At 61.1% G+C, this 20,033-nt stretch carries 18 protein-coding genes; all 18 read left to right on the top strand.

Annotation, left to right across the window (positions count from 1 at the left end):
* Window positions 1-29: 29 nt before the first annotated feature.
* Window positions 30-419 carry a hypothetical protein gene (locus AC0L3A_RS16910; RefSeq protein WP_473254812.1) on the top strand — a complete coding sequence of 130 codons (390 nt, stop codon included), beginning with the start codon at window positions 30-32 and terminating at the stop codon, window positions 417-419.
* Window positions 416-2,593 (top strand): ATP-binding protein, encoded by a 2,178-nt coding sequence (locus tag AC0L3A_RS16905; protein WP_473254811.1) that lies wholly within the window; start codon window positions 416-418, stop codon window positions 2,591-2,593. The genes AC0L3A_RS16910 and AC0L3A_RS16905 overlap by 4 nt, the downstream gene beginning before the upstream one ends.
* Window positions 2,594-2,595: 2 nt before the next feature.
* Window positions 2,596-3,468: a Pvc16 family protein gene (locus AC0L3A_RS16900; RefSeq protein WP_473254809.1), complete on the top strand. Its 873-nt coding sequence runs from the start codon at window positions 2,596-2,598 to the stop codon at window positions 3,466-3,468.
* A gap of 29 nt (window positions 3,469-3,497) precedes the next feature.
* A complete protein-coding gene (locus AC0L3A_RS16895; protein WP_473254808.1) occupies window positions 3,498-4,703 on the top strand; it encodes a phage tail sheath family protein in 1,206 nt (401 codons plus the stop codon).
* Window positions 4,704-4,730: 27 nt separating this feature from the next.
* Window positions 4,731-5,174 carry a phage tail protein gene (locus tag AC0L3A_RS16890; protein ID WP_473254807.1) on the top strand — a complete coding sequence of 148 codons (444 nt, stop codon included), beginning with the start codon at window positions 4,731-4,733 and terminating at the stop codon, window positions 5,172-5,174.
* 7 nt (window positions 5,175-5,181) lie between these two features.
* The gene (locus AC0L3A_RS16885; RefSeq protein WP_473254806.1) at window positions 5,182-5,544 is read left to right on the top strand and encodes a hypothetical protein; all 363 of its coding nucleotides are present in this window, start codon (window positions 5,182-5,184) and stop codon (window positions 5,542-5,544) included.
* Complete coding sequence (locus AC0L3A_RS16880) at window positions 5,499-5,714, top strand: DUF6760 family protein (protein WP_473254805.1); 216 nt, start codon at window positions 5,499-5,501, stop codon at window positions 5,712-5,714. The genes AC0L3A_RS16885 and AC0L3A_RS16880 overlap by 46 nt, the downstream gene beginning before the upstream one ends.
* Window positions 5,714-6,424 (top strand): hypothetical protein, encoded by a 711-nt coding sequence (locus tag AC0L3A_RS16875; RefSeq protein ID WP_473254804.1) that lies wholly within the window; start codon window positions 5,714-5,716, stop codon window positions 6,422-6,424. Before AC0L3A_RS16880 ends, AC0L3A_RS16875 begins: the two co-directional genes overlap by 1 nt.
* Before the next feature lie 9 nt (window positions 6,425-6,433).
* Window positions 6,434-7,087: a CIS tube protein gene (locus AC0L3A_RS16870; RefSeq protein WP_473254803.1), complete on the top strand. Its 654-nt coding sequence runs from the start codon at window positions 6,434-6,436 to the stop codon at window positions 7,085-7,087.
* Window positions 7,087-8,301 (top strand): phage late control D family protein, encoded by a 1,215-nt coding sequence (locus AC0L3A_RS16865; protein ID WP_473254802.1) that lies wholly within the window; start codon window positions 7,087-7,089, stop codon window positions 8,299-8,301. The genes AC0L3A_RS16870 and AC0L3A_RS16865 overlap by 1 nt, the downstream gene beginning before the upstream one ends.
* 46 nt (window positions 8,302-8,347) lie before the next feature.
* Window positions 8,348-8,977 carry a phage baseplate assembly protein V gene (locus AC0L3A_RS16860; RefSeq protein WP_473254801.1) on the top strand — a complete coding sequence of 210 codons (630 nt, stop codon included), beginning with the start codon at window positions 8,348-8,350 and terminating at the stop codon, window positions 8,975-8,977.
* Window positions 8,978-8,990: 13 nt separating this feature from the next.
* The gene (locus tag AC0L3A_RS16855) at window positions 8,991-9,272 is read left to right on the top strand and encodes a PAAR domain-containing protein (protein WP_473254800.1); all 282 of its coding nucleotides are present in this window, start codon (window positions 8,991-8,993) and stop codon (window positions 9,270-9,272) included.
* 5 nt (window positions 9,273-9,277) lie between these two features.
* On the top strand, window positions 9,278-9,694 hold the full coding sequence (locus tag AC0L3A_RS16850; protein ID WP_473254799.1) for a GPW/gp25 family protein: 417 nt from the start codon (window positions 9,278-9,280) through the stop codon (window positions 9,692-9,694).
* Window positions 9,691-13,143: a baseplate J/gp47 family protein gene (locus AC0L3A_RS16845; protein WP_473254798.1), complete on the top strand. Its 3,453-nt coding sequence runs from the start codon at window positions 9,691-9,693 to the stop codon at window positions 13,141-13,143. Before AC0L3A_RS16850 ends, AC0L3A_RS16845 begins: the two co-directional genes overlap by 4 nt.
* Window positions 13,140-15,350, top strand: a complete 2,211-nt coding sequence (locus tag AC0L3A_RS16840; RefSeq protein ID WP_473254797.1) for a putative baseplate assembly protein — start codon at window positions 13,140-13,142, stop codon at window positions 15,348-15,350. Before AC0L3A_RS16845 ends, AC0L3A_RS16840 begins: the two co-directional genes overlap by 4 nt.
* A gap of 1 nt (window position 15,351) precedes the next feature.
* Window positions 15,352-18,027, top strand: a complete 2,676-nt coding sequence (locus AC0L3A_RS16835) for a hypothetical protein (protein WP_473254796.1) — start codon at window positions 15,352-15,354, stop codon at window positions 18,025-18,027.
* A 2-nt stretch (window positions 18,028-18,029) separates the two neighbouring features.
* Window positions 18,030-19,028: a hypothetical protein gene (locus tag AC0L3A_RS16830; RefSeq protein WP_473254794.1), complete on the top strand. Its 999-nt coding sequence runs from the start codon at window positions 18,030-18,032 to the stop codon at window positions 19,026-19,028.
* A 3-nt stretch (window positions 19,029-19,031) separates the two neighbouring features.
* The coding region (locus AC0L3A_RS16825; RefSeq protein WP_473254793.1) for an NHL repeat-containing protein at window positions 19,032-20,033 on the top strand (1,002 nt) is incomplete at its 3' end.

Here is a 20,033-nt window from a genome sequence, read left to right as displayed (position 1 = left end):
TTGACCCATCAACCGGAAATCACTGACTGTTGCGGTCACAAGCTCAGCCTGGGAGTTTCGATCTGATCCGCATCCTTATCGGCGACATGCCCGAGATTCTGCAGGAGATGATTGTTTCAATCGTTTCGTCTCAGGCGCGATTCCATATCGTCGGAAAGCTGAGCGCCGGTTCCGACCTGTTATCGGCAATTCGGCAGACAGGTCCTGAAGTGGTCATCACAAGGGAGACGATCATGCTGCAGGATAGAAGCGAGGATGCGCGACGTCTTGACGCTCAGTACTCCGTAAAGGTTGTTGCGATCAACGAGACCGGGCGGGAAGCCGCACTCTATAACCTGAGCTTTCAGCGGACGCCGCTGGGCAAAGTCTCCGCGAGCAGCTTGATTTCGACGATCGACAGGGCAGCGGGACGTTCATGAAAATCCTGTCGAAATCCTTCTTCAGGCAAGGCGTCCCCGTCCCTGCTTTTACGATTCGCGAGAGCGAGGCGAAGCCTGAGATTCTCGTTCAGATGCGCAAACTGGACGCTCTACTCAAGGCGGCAATCGCCCGGGCTCGCGTGCTCGCAGGAAACGGAGCCGACGACGCGCTTCAGGGACTGTATATCAGCGACGACGAGATCGAACTGCTGATGAAGCGTCAGGGAGGCGAGAGGTTCGATTCGGATGAATCGATCGTCGAAGCCCGCATTGAATTCCTCGCCTCATCTTGGCTGTCCGCGATCAGCGAACGCTGGTCGTTCCCCGATTTTGACAATGCGGTGCTCATTCTGGCGCTCGCCCCGGAACTGGATTTGCGTTACGAGCGGATTTACGCATACCTGCAAGATGACGTGACCAAGCGTAGGCCGACCGTCGATCTCGCGCTCAATCTTTTTTGCAACGGGCCCCAGGAGCGCCTAGACCGGCGCCTGCGATTTAGGTCGGATGCACCACTGATCCGTTCGGGGATGCTCACGCTGCTGCCGGATCCGGCTTTGGTCGAACCGCCGCTGCTGGCGCAGTATCTGCGCGTAGGCGAACGAGCCGCCCGGGCGCTATTGGGTGACAACAGCTTGGACAGCCGGCTTGCCTCGTTCTGCGCCTACCACGCCTCGTCGGCGCAACCCGCCGATACGCTCTGCCAGAGCGACATCGTGCAACGGTTGCCGGCTTTTGCGGTGGGCGCGCGGCATAACGGACGGCCAATCCGGCTGCTGTTCTCCGGCCCGGCGACATCAGGCAAGCGGGAGGCAGCGGCGGCGCTCGCGCAAAGTGGCGGCCAGGCACTGCTGACGGCAGACCTCGCGCGCAGCTCCGCATGGAAGAACGAGCCCGCGGTCATCGCGTCCTTGCTCGCGCAGGAGGCCGCGCTTTCAAACGGTCTGCTCTATGTCAGCGGTCTGCGATGCAGTCCCCCCGAAGAGGAAGCGGGGCGCTTGTTTGTCGATGGATTGCTAGAGTCCATCGACACCGTCATCCTTGCGGGGGAAACTTCCGCGATAAGCGCCGTCATCGGCAATGAACGCTTCCTCGAGATTGTCTTCGCATTGCCGGACTACGAGGCGCGTCACGAATTGTGGCGCTCGTTGACGGAAGATGCCGGCATCACCGTTGATGCCGAGACGTCAGATACCTTGGCGAGCAACTTCATTTTGGCTCCGGAGGAGATTGCGGCTGCGGTGAATTTCGCGCGGCAGCGACTGGACTGGAAGGTCACTGCGCCGGCCGGCCTGGAAAAAGATGCCGCTGTCGCGGAGCTGCTCTCGGCGGCACGCCGACAAAGCGGCGGCGAACTCGCCGCCCTGGCGTCGAAGGTCAGACCGGTTCATCGCTGGGAGGACATCGTTCTCTCTGAAGATGTCTTGCAGCAGCTCAAGGAAATCAGCGCACGCGTCAGGTTTGGCCATCAGGTTATGGAGCATGGTGGATTCGGCAGGAAGCTCTCCAGCGGTAAGGGAATAGCCGCCCTGTTTGCCGGGCCCTCCGGCACAGGAAAGACGATGGCAGCCGAGGTGATCGCCAACGACCTCAATCTCGATCTGTACCGGATCGATCTGTCGCGCGTGGTGAGCAAGTACATCGGCGAGACCGAACAAAATCTCGAGCGGATATTCAACGCCGCCGTTCGCAGCAACAGCGTGCTGCTGTTCGACGAAGCGGACTCACTGCTCGGCAAAAGGTCGGCCGTTCACGACGCCCACGATCGCTACGCCAACATGGAGATCAGCTACCTGCTCCAAAAAATGGAACAGCACGAGGGCATCACGATCCTGACGACCAATCTGCGCGGCAACATCGATGACGCTTTCTTGCGGCGGCTGACTTTCATGGTGCAGTTCCCATTCCCGGAAGAGGAAGCGCGCCTGAAGATCTGGAAGTGCGTGTGGCCGCGCGAAACGGCAGTGGACGGCGCTGTTGACTTCGCGGCGCTAGCAAATCGCTTCCGCTTGAGCGGCGGAAATATCAGCAACATTGGCCTGTCGGCAGCGTTCCTGGCGGCGGAGCAGGCTCGCCCGGTCGGCATGGCCGACGTCCTAAGGGCAACCCAACGTGAATACGCCAAGGTAGGCAAGAATTTGAGCATCGCTGAACTCAATGAAGTGGTGCACTGACGATGCTGGACCTGGTCGACGAGCTGATCTTGAGAATACTGAATAATGACTGGTTTCCGCAGTGGAGTAAACCGCATTTCTATTTCACTGTTCCAGACGAGGCCTGGCAGTCGAAGGTGAAGTCGGGAAGCGGCCTCTACTTGAACGTCTATCTGTACGAAGTCAGCGAGAACCGCAATTTCCGCCGTGCATCGTGGGACAATGTTGAATTGTCCGACGGCAGCGTGGCGCTCTCACAGCCACCGACGTACCTCGACTGCCATTATTTGATCTCGGCATGGAGCACGACAGAGAACAGCGAGATGGCTTCGCCGATCCTGGACGAGCACCACGTCCTGTCGGAAGCGCTGCGTATCCTGCTGCGGAATCCGGATGTGGTGCCCCTCGCTCTCGGGGTGACAGGAGGCGGGCCGGTTTTTCAGAACGCCCACGTCTATCTCACCGTTGCGCCGCCGGAGCCGCCGCGCATCTCGAACGATTTCTGGAGCACGATGAAACTGCCGTGGCGGCCGGCGGTGATGCTGGTCGTCACGGCACCGCTGGATGTCCTGAGAGACTCGCCGTCTTCGCCGGTGGTTACGACGCTGATCCAGCGCTATGCGCCGACCGGTAGTGCGGTGGTCGAGGAATCCATCTCGATCGGCGGACGGGTGGTGAAGGCCGCCGATCAATCACCAATTCCCGGCGCCACCGTCGCACGTCTTGACAGCAACGATACCGCAACGACCGATGCGCAGGGACGATACGTGTTCACCGGAATCCAGCGCGGTGTTCACGGCTTTCGCGCATCGGCTGCGGGAATGACGCCGCTCCAACGCGATATCGACATCCCGGACGGTCTGCCGGACACGCATATCTTTCAACTGGCACCATAACTGCCGCCGTAGAGGAGGGGTCTAACGCCATGGCCGTAAACTCAGACACACTTGTGAATTTGCCCGGCGTGAAAATTCGCGAAGTGCAACTTGTTGGGCCTCCAATCGCCGGAGTCAGCACCAGCACGCCTGGGTTCGTAGGGCTGCTTCCCGTAAATTCTACATTTGATAATACGTATAACGGCGAAGCGAGGTTGGTGACGAGCGTCGATCAATTCTTCAGAGATTATTCCTTTAAGAAGGGCGAGGATACGCACGACCTGACCAAGAGCAATGATTTCTTCAACGCTGTACTGGGCTATTTCCAAAACGGCGGGGGACCTTGCTACATAGTGAATTCTGGTACGGGTTCCGTTGCGGACGGTATCGACAAGCTAGAGCGCGTTGATGTCCAAATCATTGCGGCTCCAGGAAGCGCGAGTGCCGCCATATACAAAAAGCTGTCCGATCAAGCGATGAATATGAAGGATCGCTTCGCGATCCTCGACTCGCCGACTACGACAGCTGTTGGAACTGACCGGAGGTCTTTGACCAAATTGATCTCCGCTAATCCTCCGGGGTTGAGGCCGGACAACTCTAATTGGGCAGCGTTCTACTACCCCCGCGTTCAAGTTTCCGCGGTGCTGTCTGACGACCGAAAAGCTGAAGTCTCTGGCACAAAGTTCTACGTAGCTCCAACTGGACATATAGCGGGCGTTTACGGAAGTACTGATGCGCTTCGCGGTGTTCACAAAGCACCGGCCAACGAGGTCCTGCTCGGCACGCTTGGTGTTGAGGACGTCCTGAACGACGCAGATCAAGATGAACTAAACCTGAACGGAGTGAACATCGTCCGCCTGTTTGACTCCGGTCCGACCCTATGGGGCGCACGAACATTGGCTGGCCAGGCAGAGACGGACTTCCGTTACATTGGCACCCGACGCCTGCTCACCTATGTCGAGCAATCGTTGAAAGTCGGCTTGCGGTTCGCGGTGTTCGAGCCGAACAACCTGGCGCTACGACAGAAGATCATCCGCAGTGTGCGCGGCTTCCTCGATGGCGTATGGCGCGACGGTGCGCTGTTCGGCTCGACTGCGGACGAAGCCTATTATGTTCGCTTCCCGGACACGTTCAACAGCGATGCGGACCGTGCGCTGGGCAAGCTGACGCTCGAAGTCGGTCTGCGCGTCACGTACCCGGCCGAGTTCATCATCGTCCGCATCGGCCTGCTGCTGCAAAACGCCAGCACTGCCTAGCGCAAACCTCGACAGGAGAACACAGTCATGCCGCAAACAGGGCAGCAACCGGTTTACTATCGTGCATTCCAGTTTCTGATAGAAATCGACGGCATCAGCAACGCCCGATTCCAGGAAGTGGGCGGGCTCGATGCGACCATCGATACGGTCGAATACCGCGAAGGCGGGGACATCCTCGGGACGCGAAAGTTTCCGGGGCAGACCAAGCACAGCAATCTATCGCTCAAGCGCGGCTATACCGACGATACCCAGCTCTACAAATGGTTCGAGGACGTGATGACCGGGCGGACGGAAAAAATCCGCCGCAACATCTCGGTCATCCAAATTGACATGGCGGGCCAGGAAGTGCTGCGCTGGAACCTGTTCCAGGCGTTCCCGGTGAAATACACCGCGCCTAATTTCAACGCCAAGGGCAACGACCTGTCGATCGAAACCCTCGAAGTGGCTTACGAACGAATCGAAAAGGCGTGAGGCAACGATGTTTCAGACCGAGATCGAGTTTACGCTGCCACTTGGCTATCTCGATAGCGACGGGACGCTGCATCGCGACGGTGTGATGCGGCGGGCAACCGCAGCTGACGAGATCCTGCCGCTCAAGGATCCGCGGGTACAGCAAAATCCCGCCTACCTGATCGTCATTCTGCTGTCGCGCGTGGTGACGCGATTGGGTGCAATCGAGCAGATCACGCCGAAGGTGATCGAAAGCCTTTATTCCACCGACCTCGCGTATCTGCAGGGGCTCTATAACGACGTCAACAGGCTGGAAAACGACGGCCCTCCGTTGACCTGTCCGAAGTGCGCGCATGCGTTCCAGCCGGAGCTCGTGCACCCGGGGGGATAGTCGGCTACCCCCTCGAGCCGCTCTACGAGGAGGTAGCCTTCGTCGCCTATCACTTCCACTGGCCGCATGGCGAAGTGATGAACCTGGAACATGTCGAGCGGCGGCGGTGGGTCGCAGAGATTTCGACGATCAACGGGCGTTTGAACGAAGAGGCGGACAAGAGCGTTTGATGAAAACAGGGAAGACGATCCAGCAGCTTTCGAACGCCGCGATACCGTGGACGGCGTGGGCATCGCGCTTGATGGCGCGACACCGTCGTTGGCCGGATGCGCCGAGGGCGACCTTGCTGCTTCACACCCGGTTATCGCGAACGCCGGCGCAACTCATGCAGCGCTGGTTGTCGGTTCATGGCGACTTCTACACCCTCTTCAACGTTGCCATCGACGGTCGTAGCACTCATTCCGTCCAGCAACTGCCGACCGGCGCACGACAGATGCAGTTCAATCCCGTTCGCAACCTGCTGCGGTCACATGGATTGCCGGCGATGGTGGCCATGCAGCGAGCTGCCAGGTTGGCGTTGACCGGGCTCGCGCCGGAACAACAACATACCTTGATATCCCGCCCGCATATGCGGCCCCGCGATGACGCGGATCAGACTCCGGTATCCCGGCTGCTCGCGCGGCGGCTTCGGCGCCCGAGCGAAGAGTCCCCAAGGCGAATGGCGATGGCATTGCGCCGGGAGTCTGCGCCGTCGGCGGCATCGAGGCTGCAGTCCGTCGACGTGCCGGCGGAACGCCGCTTGTTCGAATCACAGCTTCGCCGGATCGGCGAAGCAGCTGCGGCGACGCCCGCGGTCAATGTTGAGCAATTGGCAAGCCAGGTGCTCAAGTATATCGACCGGCGCGTCATCGCGCGTCGCGAGCGTATGGGTCAGGTGTGAGGACCGGTCATGGCGCTGACAAAAGCAAAGATAACGATCGAGCACTCCAACGAGTCGATCGAGGTAATGTTCAACCCCGAAGAGTACAGCCTCAATCGCGACAACAATTTCGTCTCACAGGCTATCCCGGGCCTGAGTTCGCCGCTGCTGCAGTTTGCGCACGGCAACCTCCGCACGCTCGATATGGAGCTGTTGTTCGATACCTATGAAAAGCGCAGCGACGTCCGCCAGCAGACCGAGAAGCTAATCCATCTGATGGAGATCGATCCGGCGCTGCACGCGCCGCCGGTGTTGATCGTGTCCTGGGCTTCCTTGCAGTTCCGGTGCGTGCTGACCAAGGCAAACCAGAAGTTCCTGCTGTTTCTGGACGACGGCCGGCCGGTTCGGGCGCGCATTACCGCGAGCTTTGCCGAGTTCATCGATCCCGAACACGAGGCGCTGCAGGTCAAGCGCGAGACGGCCGATTACACGAAGCAGCACATCGTTCTGCAAGGTGAGACCATCACCGGCATTGCCTACAAGTACTACTCGGACCCGGCCCTGTGGCGTCCCATCACGATCTCCAACGACATCGATAATCCGCGCGAACTGCTGGTCGGCCAGGCGCTGGTCATTCCATCGCTTCCCTACGCGAATCCGGCGACAGGCGAGGTGATTCAATAATGCCCATGTATCCGACCTACGCCCCCGAATTCCGAATCAAGCTCGACGGCCAGCCGCTGCCGACCGCCTTGAAGGCCGCGATTTCGTCGGTGACCTACGAGGACGGAATGAAAGGCGCCGACCGGGTCGAGGTGACGATTGCCAATCCCTCGTTGCAATGGCTGGACCACCCGCTGCTCAGCGTCGATACGCCGTTTTCACTGTCGATCGGCTATGCGCCCGATCCGCTCGAGGAGGTCTTCGTCGGCGAAATCACCGGCGTCGAACCGACGTTCCCGTCCGGCGGCATGCCGACAATCCGCATCACCGCGCAGGATTTCCTCAATCGCCTGACGCACGGCACCAAGGACCGGGCATTCAAGGTCAGCATTCCCTCAGTCGGCAATTTTCCGCTGCCGGATGCCGCCGTCGTTAGCATCGCGAGCGCAGCCGATCTGTTGATTCCGGAGCCGGATCCGATCGGCGGGGCGCTGTCGATGCTGTTGACGCTTGCATCATTTCAGACGTTTCCCGAGTTCATGGAGAAATCGGTACGCCGGCAAGAGGACCAAACGGACTTCGACTTCCTGTCGAAAATTGCCAAGGAAAACGGGTGGGAAGTCTTCATTGACCACACCCAGAGTCCCAAGGGGCGGGTCCTTAAGTTTCAGTTCCTGATCCAGCAATACACGCCAAGCCTGACGCTGAAATGGGGCAGCTCACTGATGGAATTCACGCCGAGGCTGACCACGATCGGCGACTTGTACGGCGTGTCGGACCGCGTCTGGGTCGACAGCCTGCAGATGGAATTCGTGATCATGGTGTCGTGGGACTACGACAGGGCGTGCTTCGACCTGGCGATCTATCCGAGCTTGGGTGAGGTCGAGGCTATTTTGCCGGCACCCGCCAAGGGCAAGGTCAAGTCGAAGAAGTCCACAGGTTATGCCGTTGCGGCGCGCAACATCCTCAGCGAATTGCTCCCGCGATTGAACAACCGTCTGACCGGGTCCGGCGCCTGCATCGGCGATCCGCGCATCAAGGCAAGCCGCGTGATCCGTCTGGACGGTTTGGGCGACCAGTTCAGCGGCCTGTACCGGATCACGTCGGCGACCCACACGTTCGACGCAAGCGGCTATCGCACCAACTTCCAGGTGCGAAAGGAAGTCTGGTTCGGCTCCATTCCGCTCCCAAAGGCCGGCCGGATCGTAAGATTGCAGGGTGAATTTTCCGCGTGAGGTATCAGCCGTGTCTGAAGCGTTGCTCGATAATTTCATGAATCTCATGAGCGAGCCGGAAGCGGCAGGCTTCGCCATAGCACCGGGAATCGTGACCAACAACTTCGACCTGATCGGCCAGGGGCGGGTCCAGGTCAAGATTCCGTCGCGGCCGGCGTTCGAGCCCTGGGCTCGGGTCAGCGCGGTTGGCGCTTCCGCGTCGCGCGGTCTCCTCTGGATTCCTGAGATCGACGACGAAGTGCTGGTGGCGTTCGCCGAGAACGACCTGAGCAGCTGCTACATTCTTGGCGGGCTGTGGAGCACGATGAACCGGCCGCCAATCAGTCTCCCAACCGACGTTCTGACCAAGAAGGTGATCAAGACCGGAGCGACCGAGGCGCTTGGGCACGAGATCGAGATGGACGACGCCAAGCAGTCGGTCACGATAACGACCAGCACCAAACAAAAGATCACACTCGACCCCAAGAAGATTGAGCTGACGAATCTCGCCGGCACGGTCACCGTCAAGCTCGACAACCTGGCCCAGGCGGTGACGATTTCCGCGGTGAACAAGATCGCCCTGGAAGCGCTGACGATCGAAATGAAGGCAACCAAGATCGACATGTCGGCGGCCGATGTTTCGATCACATCGGCTGGACCGTTCAGCGTCACCGGTCTGCCGATCAAGCTGAATTAGGGGAGGGAGCCGAATGCCGTTTGCTGCGCGCGTAGGAGATCCCACCGGACACCCGGGCATGATCGCGGGCCCTGGCGTTCCGACCGTGTTGATCGGCGGCATGCCCGCAGCCGTAGCCGGCGACAACCACATTTGCGCGATGCCGCCGACCGCCGGTCCGCATCCGCCATCGCCGATCGCGAAGGGCAGCGCCACCGTGCTGATCGGAGGAAGACCGGCGGCGCGGGTCGGCGACGTGTCCGGTTGCGGAGCACCTATTGTGATGGGCTCGCCGCTGGTGGAAATCGGGGGCTGACGGCAATGGCAACGGTTGCATCCGGCAAGAGCTTCCTGGGCGTGGGGTGGAATTTTCCGCTGGCTGCCACCGCGACCGGCCAGGCGGCGATGGCCGCGTATGAGGAGGACGTCCGCCAGGCGATTCTCATCATTCTGCAGACCAATAACGGCGAACGGCTGATGCGGCCGACCTTCGGCGCCGGGCTGAATGCATTCGTGTTCGAGCCGATCAACCCGACCAGCATGGCGGCGCTGCGGACCCGTGTCGAGAACGCGCTGATCGATTGGGAATCGCGCATCGACGTCGTTGCGGTATCGGTGAGCCCGTCGTCGACTGCGATCGGCACCTTGCTGATCGACATCACCTACCGGGTTCGACTGACCAACAGCGTGGGTAATCTGGTTTACCCGTTCTATCTTGGCGAAGGATCGTCGCGATGATCGTGTTGCCGTCAGTGGTAATTGATGGGCGTGATCAGGACGAGCTCAACGGGGAGCTCGAAGCGCGGCGGCCGGGCTATTTGCCGAACTGGAACCCAGACGCGAAAGATCCCGGACGTGCACTCCAGGTGATCGCCGCACGCTACGCCCAGGCCATCCTGCAGCGGCTGAACCAGTCTCCGGACAAGAACAAGCTCGCTTTTATGGACATGCTCGGGCAACGACTGTCGCCGGCGCGGGCGGCACGCGCGCCGATTGTGTTTCAGCTATCGAATGGCGCGGCCAGCGGTGAGGCGCCTGCCGGCACCTCGGTGGCTGCGCCGCCGCCGCCCGGATCGAACCAGCAGATGGTATTCGAGACCGAGTCCGCCGTGGGCATCACCGCGGGCAAGCTCATGCAGGTCTTCAGTCTGTGGCCCGGGCGTGACGAATATATCGATCACAGCGCCGAGTTTTTCACCGGCAAGACGCTCAGCCTGTTCGACCCGCACGCGCTGACCACGGCGCCGCACCATCTTTATCTCGCGCATTCGGCCTTGCTCAACCTGAGCGCAAATGTGGTGCTGGCCGTGGAATTCCAGTTCCAGCATGCGGCGGTCGAGGCGCTGAATATCGCCTGGGAATATTGGGACGGGCAGGTCTGGCGGGGGTTTGCCGCCCAGGACCCTGGCTGCGAAATCCAGACCGGCGCCCCTGACGACGCCACGAACGGAATGACGGTCAGCGGCGTCATCAAGTTGAAGGCCGACTGCGCCAAGAGCGACAAAACGGCCGTCAATGGCATAACCGGCTACTGGATTCGCGGACGGTTGACGCAATCCTTGCCGCCGGATCCCGAGAAGCCGTTGCCTGAAGTCGAAAGCATCCGCATCAGCAGTCTGGTCAACAGCTCGATCATTGCCCGTCTCGGTGGAACGGCGCAGGAGTCGCAGGCAAAACAGAAGCTGCTGAAAGAGGTGCGTCAGCTGGGAATGCAGCCGCGCGCGTTGCCGGTGGCTAATCTGCCGCTGCTGACCGGGACAGTGAGGAACGAAGCCGGCCAACCCCTGATCGGGGCCACCGTTACAATCTCAAAAGAGGACAGTCCAAAAGCGTTTGCGGAGCGGACGACCGGGCCCACGGGTGCAGGCGGAACATTCTCTTTCGCGCTCGATGACTTCGGATCGAATCAACTGCTGAAATTCGAGGTTGGATTTTTCGGCGTGCGCGCCACAACGAAAATCAAGGTGCCGTCCAACACGGCGGAGGTCAGCCTCACACTCAAGCTGTCGGCGTTGGTTCTGGAGAAGGCGTTCAACGACGGAACCAAACTCGACACGACGAAGCCTTTCTACCCATTCGGACAGCAACCCCAACCGGGAACCGTATTCTATTTCAGCAACAAGGAGATCTTCGCCAAGCCGGGCGCGCGGTTCCGGATGTACCTGCCGCGCACATCGGCGCCGACCGATCAATTGATGCCGCCGGTCGATAGGGACGGCAACCGGGTCGGCATCACCCCACTGAAACCCGTGGTAATCTGGGAATATTGGGACGGGCGCGAGTGGACGGAGCTGGCGACCATCAGCGAGCAAGCGCCGGCGGCCGATTTCGGCACCAGCGAGATTCTCGATTTCGCGGTTCCGGTGGATTTCATGCCGGTTTCCGTCAACAATGATCTTGATCTCTGGATGCGGGCGCGACTCGTCAGCGGCGGCTATGGCTTCGTGCAGACCATCGACTTCAATACCAACCACTTCACGCTGCTGGTCACCCAACCGCCGATTCTCGCTGGTGCAGCGCTCGCCTATTCCTGGCAGTTCGGTCCGTTTCATCCTGAGACGGCGTTGACGTTCAACGACTTCCGTTATGAAGACCGCACCTATGAGGCGATCTGGCCGGGATCCTTCTTTCAACCCTACCGGAGAATGGAGGATGTAACGCCGGCGTTGTATCTGGGCTTCGACCAGAAACCGCCCACCGCTGACATCGGCCTGTTCATTGACATTGTCGAACAGCCGTCCGGGGCGGCGCTGGCGAGCATGATCTGGGAGTATTGGGACGGCTTTAGGTGGAGTCATGTGGCCGTCAAAGATGAAACCCGGGAGCTGACTGCGCCGGGCATCCTCTCGTTCATTGCCGAAGACGACAGTGTTGCGCTGGCAAGGTTCGGCGTGGCGTTGCACTGGCTGCGCGGGCGGTTGAAAGAAGACGGGCCGCCGTCGCAGGTGACGGTGGCAGGCATCTATCCCAATGCGGTCTGGGCGCTGCAACAAAGAACATTCACCGATGTCGACATCGGAAAGGCAAACGGCCAGCCGGACGAGGTTTTCCGGATCGCTCAGATTCCAATCATCCCCGGCGAGCGGCTGGAGGTTCTTGAACTGTCCGGCCCGCGCGCAAACGTCGAGTGGCGGCTGATCGCGCTCGATTTGTTTGGAGGCGACAATGATCGCATCCGGAAGCTGGAGGGACAGCTCGGCAAAGAGGTGCTGGCCGGCGACATCGTCGAGGGCGACTTGCGGCTGCGGCGCGACAAACAGAAGCGCGTTGCCGAAGTCTGGGTGCGGTGGGAGCCGAAGCCAAATCTGTTCTTCTCGAGCGCGACAGAACGCCACTATATGATCGAGCGCGCCCGCGGGCTCGTGTTCTTCGGCGATGGTGTGAACGGCTGTACTTTGCCTCTCGATGCGGCCGTCAATCTGCGCACGTTCCAATCGGGAGGGGGTTCGGACGGAAACGTGGCGGCCAGCACCATCACGCAGTTGCTCGGTCCCGTTTCCGGCGTGCAGGCGGTATTCAATGCACGCGCGGCCGAAGGCGGGTCTGATGGCGAGACGCAGGAAAGCTTCCGGCGGCGGGCGCCCGCATCGGTCCGCCATGCGGGTAGGGCGCTGACCACCGGCGATTACGAGGCAATGGTCCGCGAGGCATCGTCCGCAATCGCGGTCGTGAAAGCGCTTGCCGGTCGAAATCCATCCGGCCGGAATCTCCCCGGATGGGTCACCGTCCTGATCATTCCGGAAAGCCGGGAGGCCCGGCCTTATCCGACGCGCGGCCTGCGCGACGAGGTGCTGGCCTATCTCGCCGCGCGTGCACCGGCCGGCGTTGCGGCCAGCGGCCACATCTACGTCACCGGCCCGACCTATTGCCCGATCGATGTTTCCGCCACCATCGTGCCGTTGCGCGACTCGGAAGCCGGCGAGGTCGATGCTCGCGCGCGCGGGGCACTCGAAGACTTTCTGCACCCCCTGCATGGCGGCCCCTCGCGCGACGGCTGGGATTTCGGTCGCGGTGTGCACCTGTCCGACGTCGCCACGGTGCTCGAGTCGGTCGAGGGACTGGATCATGCCGAAGTGATCCAGCTATTGGCCAACAACGAAGTACGCGGCGATTTCATCGAAGTCCCGCCCGATCAGATCGTGGTCGCGGGCAGCCTTCGCATCAAGGTCAAGGGAGCGCAGCAATGAATGCCTCGTTTGTCCCGCTCCCCAATCTCGACGATCGCCGCTGGGCCGATCTGGTGGACGAAGGTCGCTCGCTGATCCCGATCCTTTCGCCGTCGTGGACCGATCATAACGCGCATGCTCCGGCCATCATGCTGATGGAACTGCTGGCATGGATCGCCGAGACGGATATTTATCGTGTCGACCGCATCCCGGACTCACATATCCGCGCCTTCCTGGCGATGGTGGGCGTCACACCTCGGCCGCCCGTTGCCGCGCGGATGCCGGTGGTGTTTGCGTTGACGGATTCGGTTGGCGGCACGGTTTCGCTGCCGGCGGCAACGCTGCTCAAATCCGCCGTCGGGAATTTTCGATTGCGCGACGACATCCTGGTGCTGCCGGCGACGATCGCCAGCGTGCAGGTCGAAAGCGGCGGCAAGTTCCGCGATGCGACCGGCGATCTGCAGCGTGGCAAGCCGATTGAGCTTTTCGGCGGCGACCCAAAACCCGGCGACAGCTTCTATCTCGGCTTCACCCCGGCTCTCGATGCCGGCACCGCGATGAGCCTCTACATCGGGCTCGATGGCGATGAAGCTGTCGCGGACGAGCGCGCCCGTATCATGGACGAGATCGCCTCGCGCAGTTTGTCGTGCGGCCAAATGACGCCAACCTGCTGCGAACAGTTGCCATGCACGTTCGCGCAGCCGGAACTGCCGGCGCATCATTCGGCGGTCATTGTGTGGGAAGCGCAGACGGCGCCCGGCATATGGGAGACGATCGAGGCGACTGACGACACGCGTTCGCTCACTTTATCCGGCCCGGTCACGCTGCGGCTGCCGCAGACGGCGGCAGTGCTGCGTACGGGCGCCGTTGCGACGAAGCTTGCCTACGTGCGCGCCCGTTTCGTTTCAGGGGCATACGATGCGAAGCCGATTGGCTTGCGGATCCTCGCCAATGCCGCGGAGGCTGAGCAGTGTGCGCCGATCTGGGAGAAATGGTCGATTGCGCCGCGAGTCGTCGCCTCGGGGGCGCCACCCGCGTCGGGCGATTTGGCATGGCTGCGCTTTCAATTCGAATCGGACCAGATCTGCAGCCTCGAATTCACCAGCGCGGCCGACGATGCGATCAAGGTGCGCGTGTTGAATTATCAACCGGCGACTGATACCGCCGCGGGTCACTTCAGTGTGGAAGCGCGGCGATTGGGGATCGGAACGGGTGCGCCGAACCAGACCTGCAATCTGTCCGGGCCCGAAATACTCGACGCGGGATTTGCGCTTTACTCAATCGAGTCGGGGCAGTTGCAGCCATGGCGGCAGCGGAACAGCTTTGTGGCGTCCGGTCCGGCCGATTCCCATTTTGTGCTCGCGGCCGGCTCGGCGGCTGTGCATTTCGGAGACGGCCAGAACGGTCGGGTGCCTTGCGAGGGCGAATGCATGATCGCGGTCGCACTGCAGACCGCAGGGGCGGCGGGCAACCTGGCTGCGCATGACAAGACGCTCTGTCTCGACACCGGCCCATACAATGCGGAACTGTTCGACGGCCCGACGGCAGTCGCCAGACAACTGCACCTTACGAACCCACAGCCGGCGTCGGGCGGAGTGGACGAGGAGACACTGACGCACGCCGAAGGCCGAGCGGCCCAGCTGCTGCAGGTACCGTCGCGGGCGGTCACATTGCAGGACTGCGAAGTGCTGGCGAAGCAGACGCCCGGCACCGGCATCGCCAGGGCAATAGCGCTGGCCAACCATTGTGCGGCGCTGCCGTGCTATGGGGCTCCCGGCATCGTCACCGTCGTGATCGTACCGCGGTTGCCGGCGGGCCGGCCGGTGCCTTCGGCCGGACTCCTGAGCGCGGTGTCTGCCTATCTGTCGCGCCGGCACGTGATCGGGACGCGCATTGACGTGATGGGTCCGGATTACCTTGAAGTCGCCGCGATCGCCCAGGTAAAGGCATTTCCCGGTCAGAACAAGACAGCCGTGCGCGATGCCATCGTCAAGGCGCTGCAAAAATTTCTCGAGCCATTGGAGGGTGGCCCCGACGGCGAGGGATGGCCGCTGGGACGCGACGTCTACACCTCCGAAGTGCTGGACGTGATCGCGCGGATCCCCGGCGTTGATCATGTGCAGTCGCTGCAGCTTGCCGTGCCAGGCTCCGATGCGCAGTGCGGCAATGTCTGTCTCTCTCCGCTCGCGCTGACGGTGTCGGGCGTCCACCAGATCGAGGTGATTTGACATGGCCCCGCGAACGATGAGGGAGCTCGAGCGCGTACGCTACTGGCAGGGCCAGCTGCTGGCCTCCGGCGATCTGCGGACGCAGATCGACAGCGATGCCGAGCTTCGCGCGCTGCACAACCGCTCGGTCCACGGCGCTTACGGAGTGGCGGTCGGACTGAACCTGGGCCTTGTCGTCAACAAAGAGCAGAAGATCATTGGCGAACTCGCTTGTGGCGTCGCCTACGACTGCAACGGTCGCGGACTGTATGTCGAAGCGAGCCGCAAAGTTACGTTGCCTCCCCCGGCAACAGATCCGCTCGTGCTAGTGGTCAGTCATGATCCGAGCCGCGACGGCGGGATTGCCCTGATCTGGAAGCTGCCGCGCGAGGTCAATCCATTCAGGGAGATCGCTGTCGCCGGGCTCATCTTCGATGCGGGCACACCGAACCTCGATCCCAACTTCAAGCCTGTTGTCGCGCGTCCCATGGCTCGGCCCCGGCTCGCAACGGGAACGACGATTGCCGGTGAGACCCCCTGGAAATCCTGGAAGATCGGGGATGAAGAGATCGGCGTGGAGGTGACGATCGATACGTCGGCGGCCGGGTACACCCGGACTCCCCATTATTTCGCAGAGGCAGTGGAGGGCAACCCCTCACCGGACATTGTCGAAGAGGTGAAGAGTCAGAATACGACGATTGAAAGGCGCATCCCGAAGCGGGACCTCGTCTGGTTCGCCAGCATTGCCGAACCGTCGCCGGAGAGTTTCAAGCTGCAACTGATGCTGCGAGGCATTGCTCGGCAAGCATTGAGCTTTGCCGACCCGAAGGTCCGCGTCACTGCCGCTCAGAAACTGGATGGCAGCATCAAGCTGAGCGAAGCGGACAACCCGCTCAAAGCTGATGACACTATCGCGCGCTTGTTGCCGATCGGCGAACAGTTGTCGTCGATCACAGCGATTTCCAACAAAGTGGCGACCCTTGATGGTCCATTGCAGAATACCACTTCGACATCGGTCGCCTTCGGCAATCTGCCACGGACGACCTTCGTCACCGAGGTTTCTGGGTCAGTTTCCGTCTTCGCGGTAACGGTCGACAACGCGGATTCGTTCAGGGAAAGCGATGTCGTCGTCAAGCTCGGGGTCAATGCGGGAAGTGCACGCCCCGCCAAGGTTGTCTCCATCGATGATTCCGCAACGCTGGAGCTGTCGGCTTCAATTGCAGGCCTCGTAGCTGACGATCCTTTGGGTGTCGCGCGACCGGCGTCGACCGTCGTCAGCGTCACGGGCCTTGATATTACCGTCTCCGACTCGACGCCATTTTCCGTCAATGACGTGGTGGTGCGGCTTAGTGACGACTTCGAAAATTCGACTCCGGCAATCATTCTCGGCAAGAAGGCGAACAACGTTCTAACCCTTTCGGCAGCGATAGGTCTCAAATCTGCCAGTACTATCGGCATCGCTAGAGAGGGCGCCAAGGTAATCGAGGTGGCTGACAATGCGGGTGAGGTGAAGATCCAGGTCGATAACGTCGCGCCGTTTCGCGCGGGCGATCTGGTGGCGAAAATCAACAAAAACATCGCATCCCGGCCTGTTCGCGTGCAGCATATCAAGAGCAGTTCAAAAACGTTGACGCTGAGCCAGCCGATTGCCGGGCTGAAGTCGAAGGACATCATCGCGGCTGCCAGTTTTCCTGTGCGAGCGACGGTGCTGGCAGTGGAGGACAACAGGCTCACACTGAACAATGCCGCGCTATTTCCCAAGGATACGTATGTCGCCTGCATCGACGATGTGCTCAAGGCGAGTGCTGTTCCCATGGCGGTGAACTTATCCATCGGCAAGACGCTTTTGCTTGAAGCAAAAATCCCCGATCTCGCTCCGGGTGACGTGGTTGGATTGTGTGTTTTCCCTCCGACTGTACAAGTCGAGGCGATATCCGCTGACGGCACGATCACCGTAAGTGACAGTTATCTCATTCAAGCCCACGACGTTGTGACGGCGCGTGGCGGGCTTGCGCTGGTCGCTGAGGCCAAAGAAACGTCAATCCGGCTTGCCGCAGCAATTGCTAACCTGGCTGAGGGCGACAATCTGGCGGTCGCGACCATCCGTGGTGCGGTTACGATTGCACCGGGCAACGACGACTTGCACGTTAAGATCGACCAACCCTCGCGTTTGCGGGCGGGTGATTTTCTGGCCACCATTGTCGGGTGGCGGCAGCTGCCTGCAGATATTTCGGGAATAGCCAGGATCACCACGGCCGGCAGCAATGCGATCACCGTGTTTCCGCTGCTCGATGGTTTGCTGACGAATGACATAGTTGGACTCTCCACCGTGACGGAGAACGTGTTGCAGCTCCGCTTGAACCCGAAATACGGCATCACACCATACGAAACAATTGAACTGGCAGGTATCGACCGGATCGCGGGAAATGCGCGCTCGATGACGGCGCGCATCCTCCTGCCGCTGCCCGCGGATCACGACGTGGTGTTGCTGCTATTCGAAACGGACGAGCCCGCGTTCGCTTTCCGCCCCGAGGATATTTCGGCATCGACGGCGTTCGTTCGCGGTTCCGCCCTGGCACAGATCCAGAAGCACGAACTCCTTGTGAACTGGCTGGCGTGCGGGGATGGGGACCAACTACCCAAGCCTTGTATTGCAAAGCCTGCGCCCGCTTGCCCCTGTACGGAATCGAAGGAGTAGCCATGCCGATCGCCAGCGTCGCGCCCGCCATCGAACGGATCAAGTTTTTCGACGGTCAACGTCTGTTTGCCGCGGACCTGCAGTTTCTGGAGCAGTTCAATCGCGAAATGCGCTGGCTGCACAACCAGAGTCTCCACCAGGCCGGAATAGGCAGTGGCTTTGCTGTCTCCGGCAACAAGGACGATCGGGAAGTCAGGATCGAGCCGGGCTACGCCATCGACTCCAGCGGACGCGAAATCGTGCTGACGCAACCCGAAGTCCTGCAGGTACCGCCGGTTGCCAATGACGGCGACGGCAATCCGGTCTATTACGACCTCGCGGTTTCCTATCGAGACGACTCGCTGCTCAAGGAGAGCGAGACCCGTGACGGCGTCTGCGTATCGCGCAGCGCCGTTCGATACCAGGAGACGCCGGTATTCTGCTGGGTGGAGCTTGTGCCTACCGGCGATCTTCCCGGAAAGGCGGCGCTCGCAACGGGGCGGCTGGCAAAGCTGCAGCCGGTCAACAAGGAGCTGGAGACAGGCGCGCGCATTCGTCTCGCTCGCGCGGAAGTTCTCAACTGCAAACTGAATCAGCCGCTGTCACTGGCGCAGCGGCGCAATGCCAAGCCGGCGGCGCAGCCGTATCTGTTTGCCGGCAGCACGAAGAATGAGCAGGCCTGGAAGGCTTCGGCTTCCGACCTCGGCATCACGATAACCCTGGATGTCGATACCTCTGTGGCCTCGTTTCGCGGCAAGCCGCGCTATACGGTTCACGTCATGGGCGACCGGAAGGTCACTGTGAGCCTGCAGCCATCGCAAGTGCATACCTTGATCCTGGATGGATTCCCGCGAGTCGAAAATGACGATGGTTCCAACACGAAGTTCCGGTTGTCTTTACTGATTCCCAAGTCGTTGATCGGCGGCGATCTGGATTTGGTCAAGGTCGCGGCCGCGCTGGAAGATAACAATGCGGCGGCGTTGACGAAATGGAATGTCGAGTGGCTGGGAGTGGAAGGATAGGCCATGCAGTCCCAGGCCAGCAATTTCCGTTATCTCAATCGCTCAGGAAGGTGGCTCGACTTCCACCGGCGCGGTCTCGAACTGACGTCGCAGGGGGTGCTCCAGCTGCGTTCGGCGCCGCGGCTGTCGAGCCCGCCGGCCGCTTCGACTGCGGCGGTGGCGCCGGATGGCCCGGGCGGCATTGCGGTCGATCAGGCGGGGAGGATGTTCTATTCAATTCCCCCCGAGAACCGCATTATAATAAGCGCTGGATGCGACCCAGCGCCGTCGCCTCTTGCCTGTCTCAGCGAGCGTGCAGGCCTTGGCCCGCTCAGTGCGCCGCGCGGCCTGCTGGTGCTCGAAAAGTCGGAACGGCTGGTGGTTGTCGACAGTGGCAATCATCGCCTGCTGTTTTGCGATTTGACCGATTTCGATGTCCGCGAAGTCTGGGGACAAGCGGATCTCAGCGGCGGTCCCGCGGCCTCCGACGCGCCGGACGGCTTCAGCACGCCATGGTCCGTCGCCGCCGATCAGGATGAACAAAATATCTACGTTCTGGACACGGGCAACGGACGTGTCTCGAAAGTTGCCCGGACCGGCGATGTCGATGCGGAGTTTGCCGCGCGCATCCAGAACGACGGCTATCTGGCCTATCCCAGCGCTTTGGCCGTGAGCGGGAGTGGAGAAACGAGCCGGGTCTTCGTTGCCGATCTCTCCGGCGATGTGATTTGCGTCTTTGACCGGTCGGGATCGCTGGTCCGCCAGATACAGTGGCCAGGCATGGGCAACGTGATCGCGCTGGCGGCGAGCGAGACCACGCTTTATGTCGGCGACAATGATGGCCGGCGCATCCTGGCGTTCGATCTTGCCGATCCATTCGAGTCTAACGGCGAGGCGACCGGCTTCGACGGATATGTCGCGGCGCTCGCGGTCGCGGCCCCGCGCCGGGGGGGGGGGGGGGGAAAAGCAAAAAGGCGGGGGCCCCGGTTGGGGGGGTTATACAGGGGCCGGGGGCGGGGGGGGGGG

Source organism: Bradyrhizobium sp. MI1.3, assembly GCF_055811695.1.
The sequence above is the reverse complement of the archived record's forward strand: the minus strand, read 5'-3'. Positions and strand labels throughout refer to the sequence as shown.

Excerpts from the sequence above, each read along its gene's own strand:
- AC0L3A_RS16840 (WP_473254797.1), top strand. The coding sequence starts at position 13,140 with ATGAATGCCTCGTTTGTCCCGCTCCCCAATCTCGACGATCGCCGCTGG.
- AC0L3A_RS16885 (WP_473254806.1), top strand. The coding sequence starts at position 5,182 with ATGTTTCAGACCGAGATCGAGTTTACGCTGCCACTTGGCTATCTCGAT.
- AC0L3A_RS16835 (WP_473254796.1), top strand. The coding sequence starts at position 15,352 with ATGGCCCCGCGAACGATGAGGGAGCTCGAGCGCGTACGCTACTGGCAG.
- AC0L3A_RS16855 (WP_473254800.1), top strand. The coding sequence starts at position 8,991 with ATGCCGTTTGCTGCGCGCGTAGGAGATCCCACCGGACACCCGGGCATG.
- AC0L3A_RS16865 (WP_473254802.1), top strand. The coding sequence starts at position 7,087 with ATGCCCATGTATCCGACCTACGCCCCCGAATTCCGAATCAAGCTCGAC.
- AC0L3A_RS16900 (WP_473254809.1), top strand. The coding sequence starts at position 2,596 with ATGCTGGACCTGGTCGACGAGCTGATCTTGAGAATACTGAATAATGAC.
- AC0L3A_RS16895 (WP_473254808.1), top strand. The coding sequence starts at position 3,498 with ATGGCCGTAAACTCAGACACACTTGTGAATTTGCCCGGCGTGAAAATT.
- AC0L3A_RS16850 (WP_473254799.1), top strand. The coding sequence starts at position 9,278 with ATGGCAACGGTTGCATCCGGCAAGAGCTTCCTGGGCGTGGGGTGGAAT.
- AC0L3A_RS16905 (WP_473254811.1), top strand. The coding sequence starts at position 416 with ATGAAAATCCTGTCGAAATCCTTCTTCAGGCAAGGCGTCCCCGTCCCT.
- AC0L3A_RS16860 (WP_473254801.1), top strand. The coding sequence starts at position 8,348 with ATGAGCGAGCCGGAAGCGGCAGGCTTCGCCATAGCACCGGGAATCGTG.
- AC0L3A_RS16890 (WP_473254807.1), top strand. The coding sequence starts at position 4,731 with ATGCCGCAAACAGGGCAGCAACCGGTTTACTATCGTGCATTCCAGTTT.
- AC0L3A_RS16830 (WP_473254794.1), top strand. The coding sequence starts at position 18,030 with ATGCCGATCGCCAGCGTCGCGCCCGCCATCGAACGGATCAAGTTTTTC.
- AC0L3A_RS16870 (WP_473254803.1), top strand. The coding sequence starts at position 6,434 with ATGGCGCTGACAAAAGCAAAGATAACGATCGAGCACTCCAACGAGTCG.
- AC0L3A_RS16845 (WP_473254798.1), top strand. The coding sequence starts at position 9,691 with ATGATCGTGTTGCCGTCAGTGGTAATTGATGGGCGTGATCAGGACGAG.
- AC0L3A_RS16875 (WP_473254804.1), top strand. The coding sequence starts at position 5,714 with ATGAAAACAGGGAAGACGATCCAGCAGCTTTCGAACGCCGCGATACCG.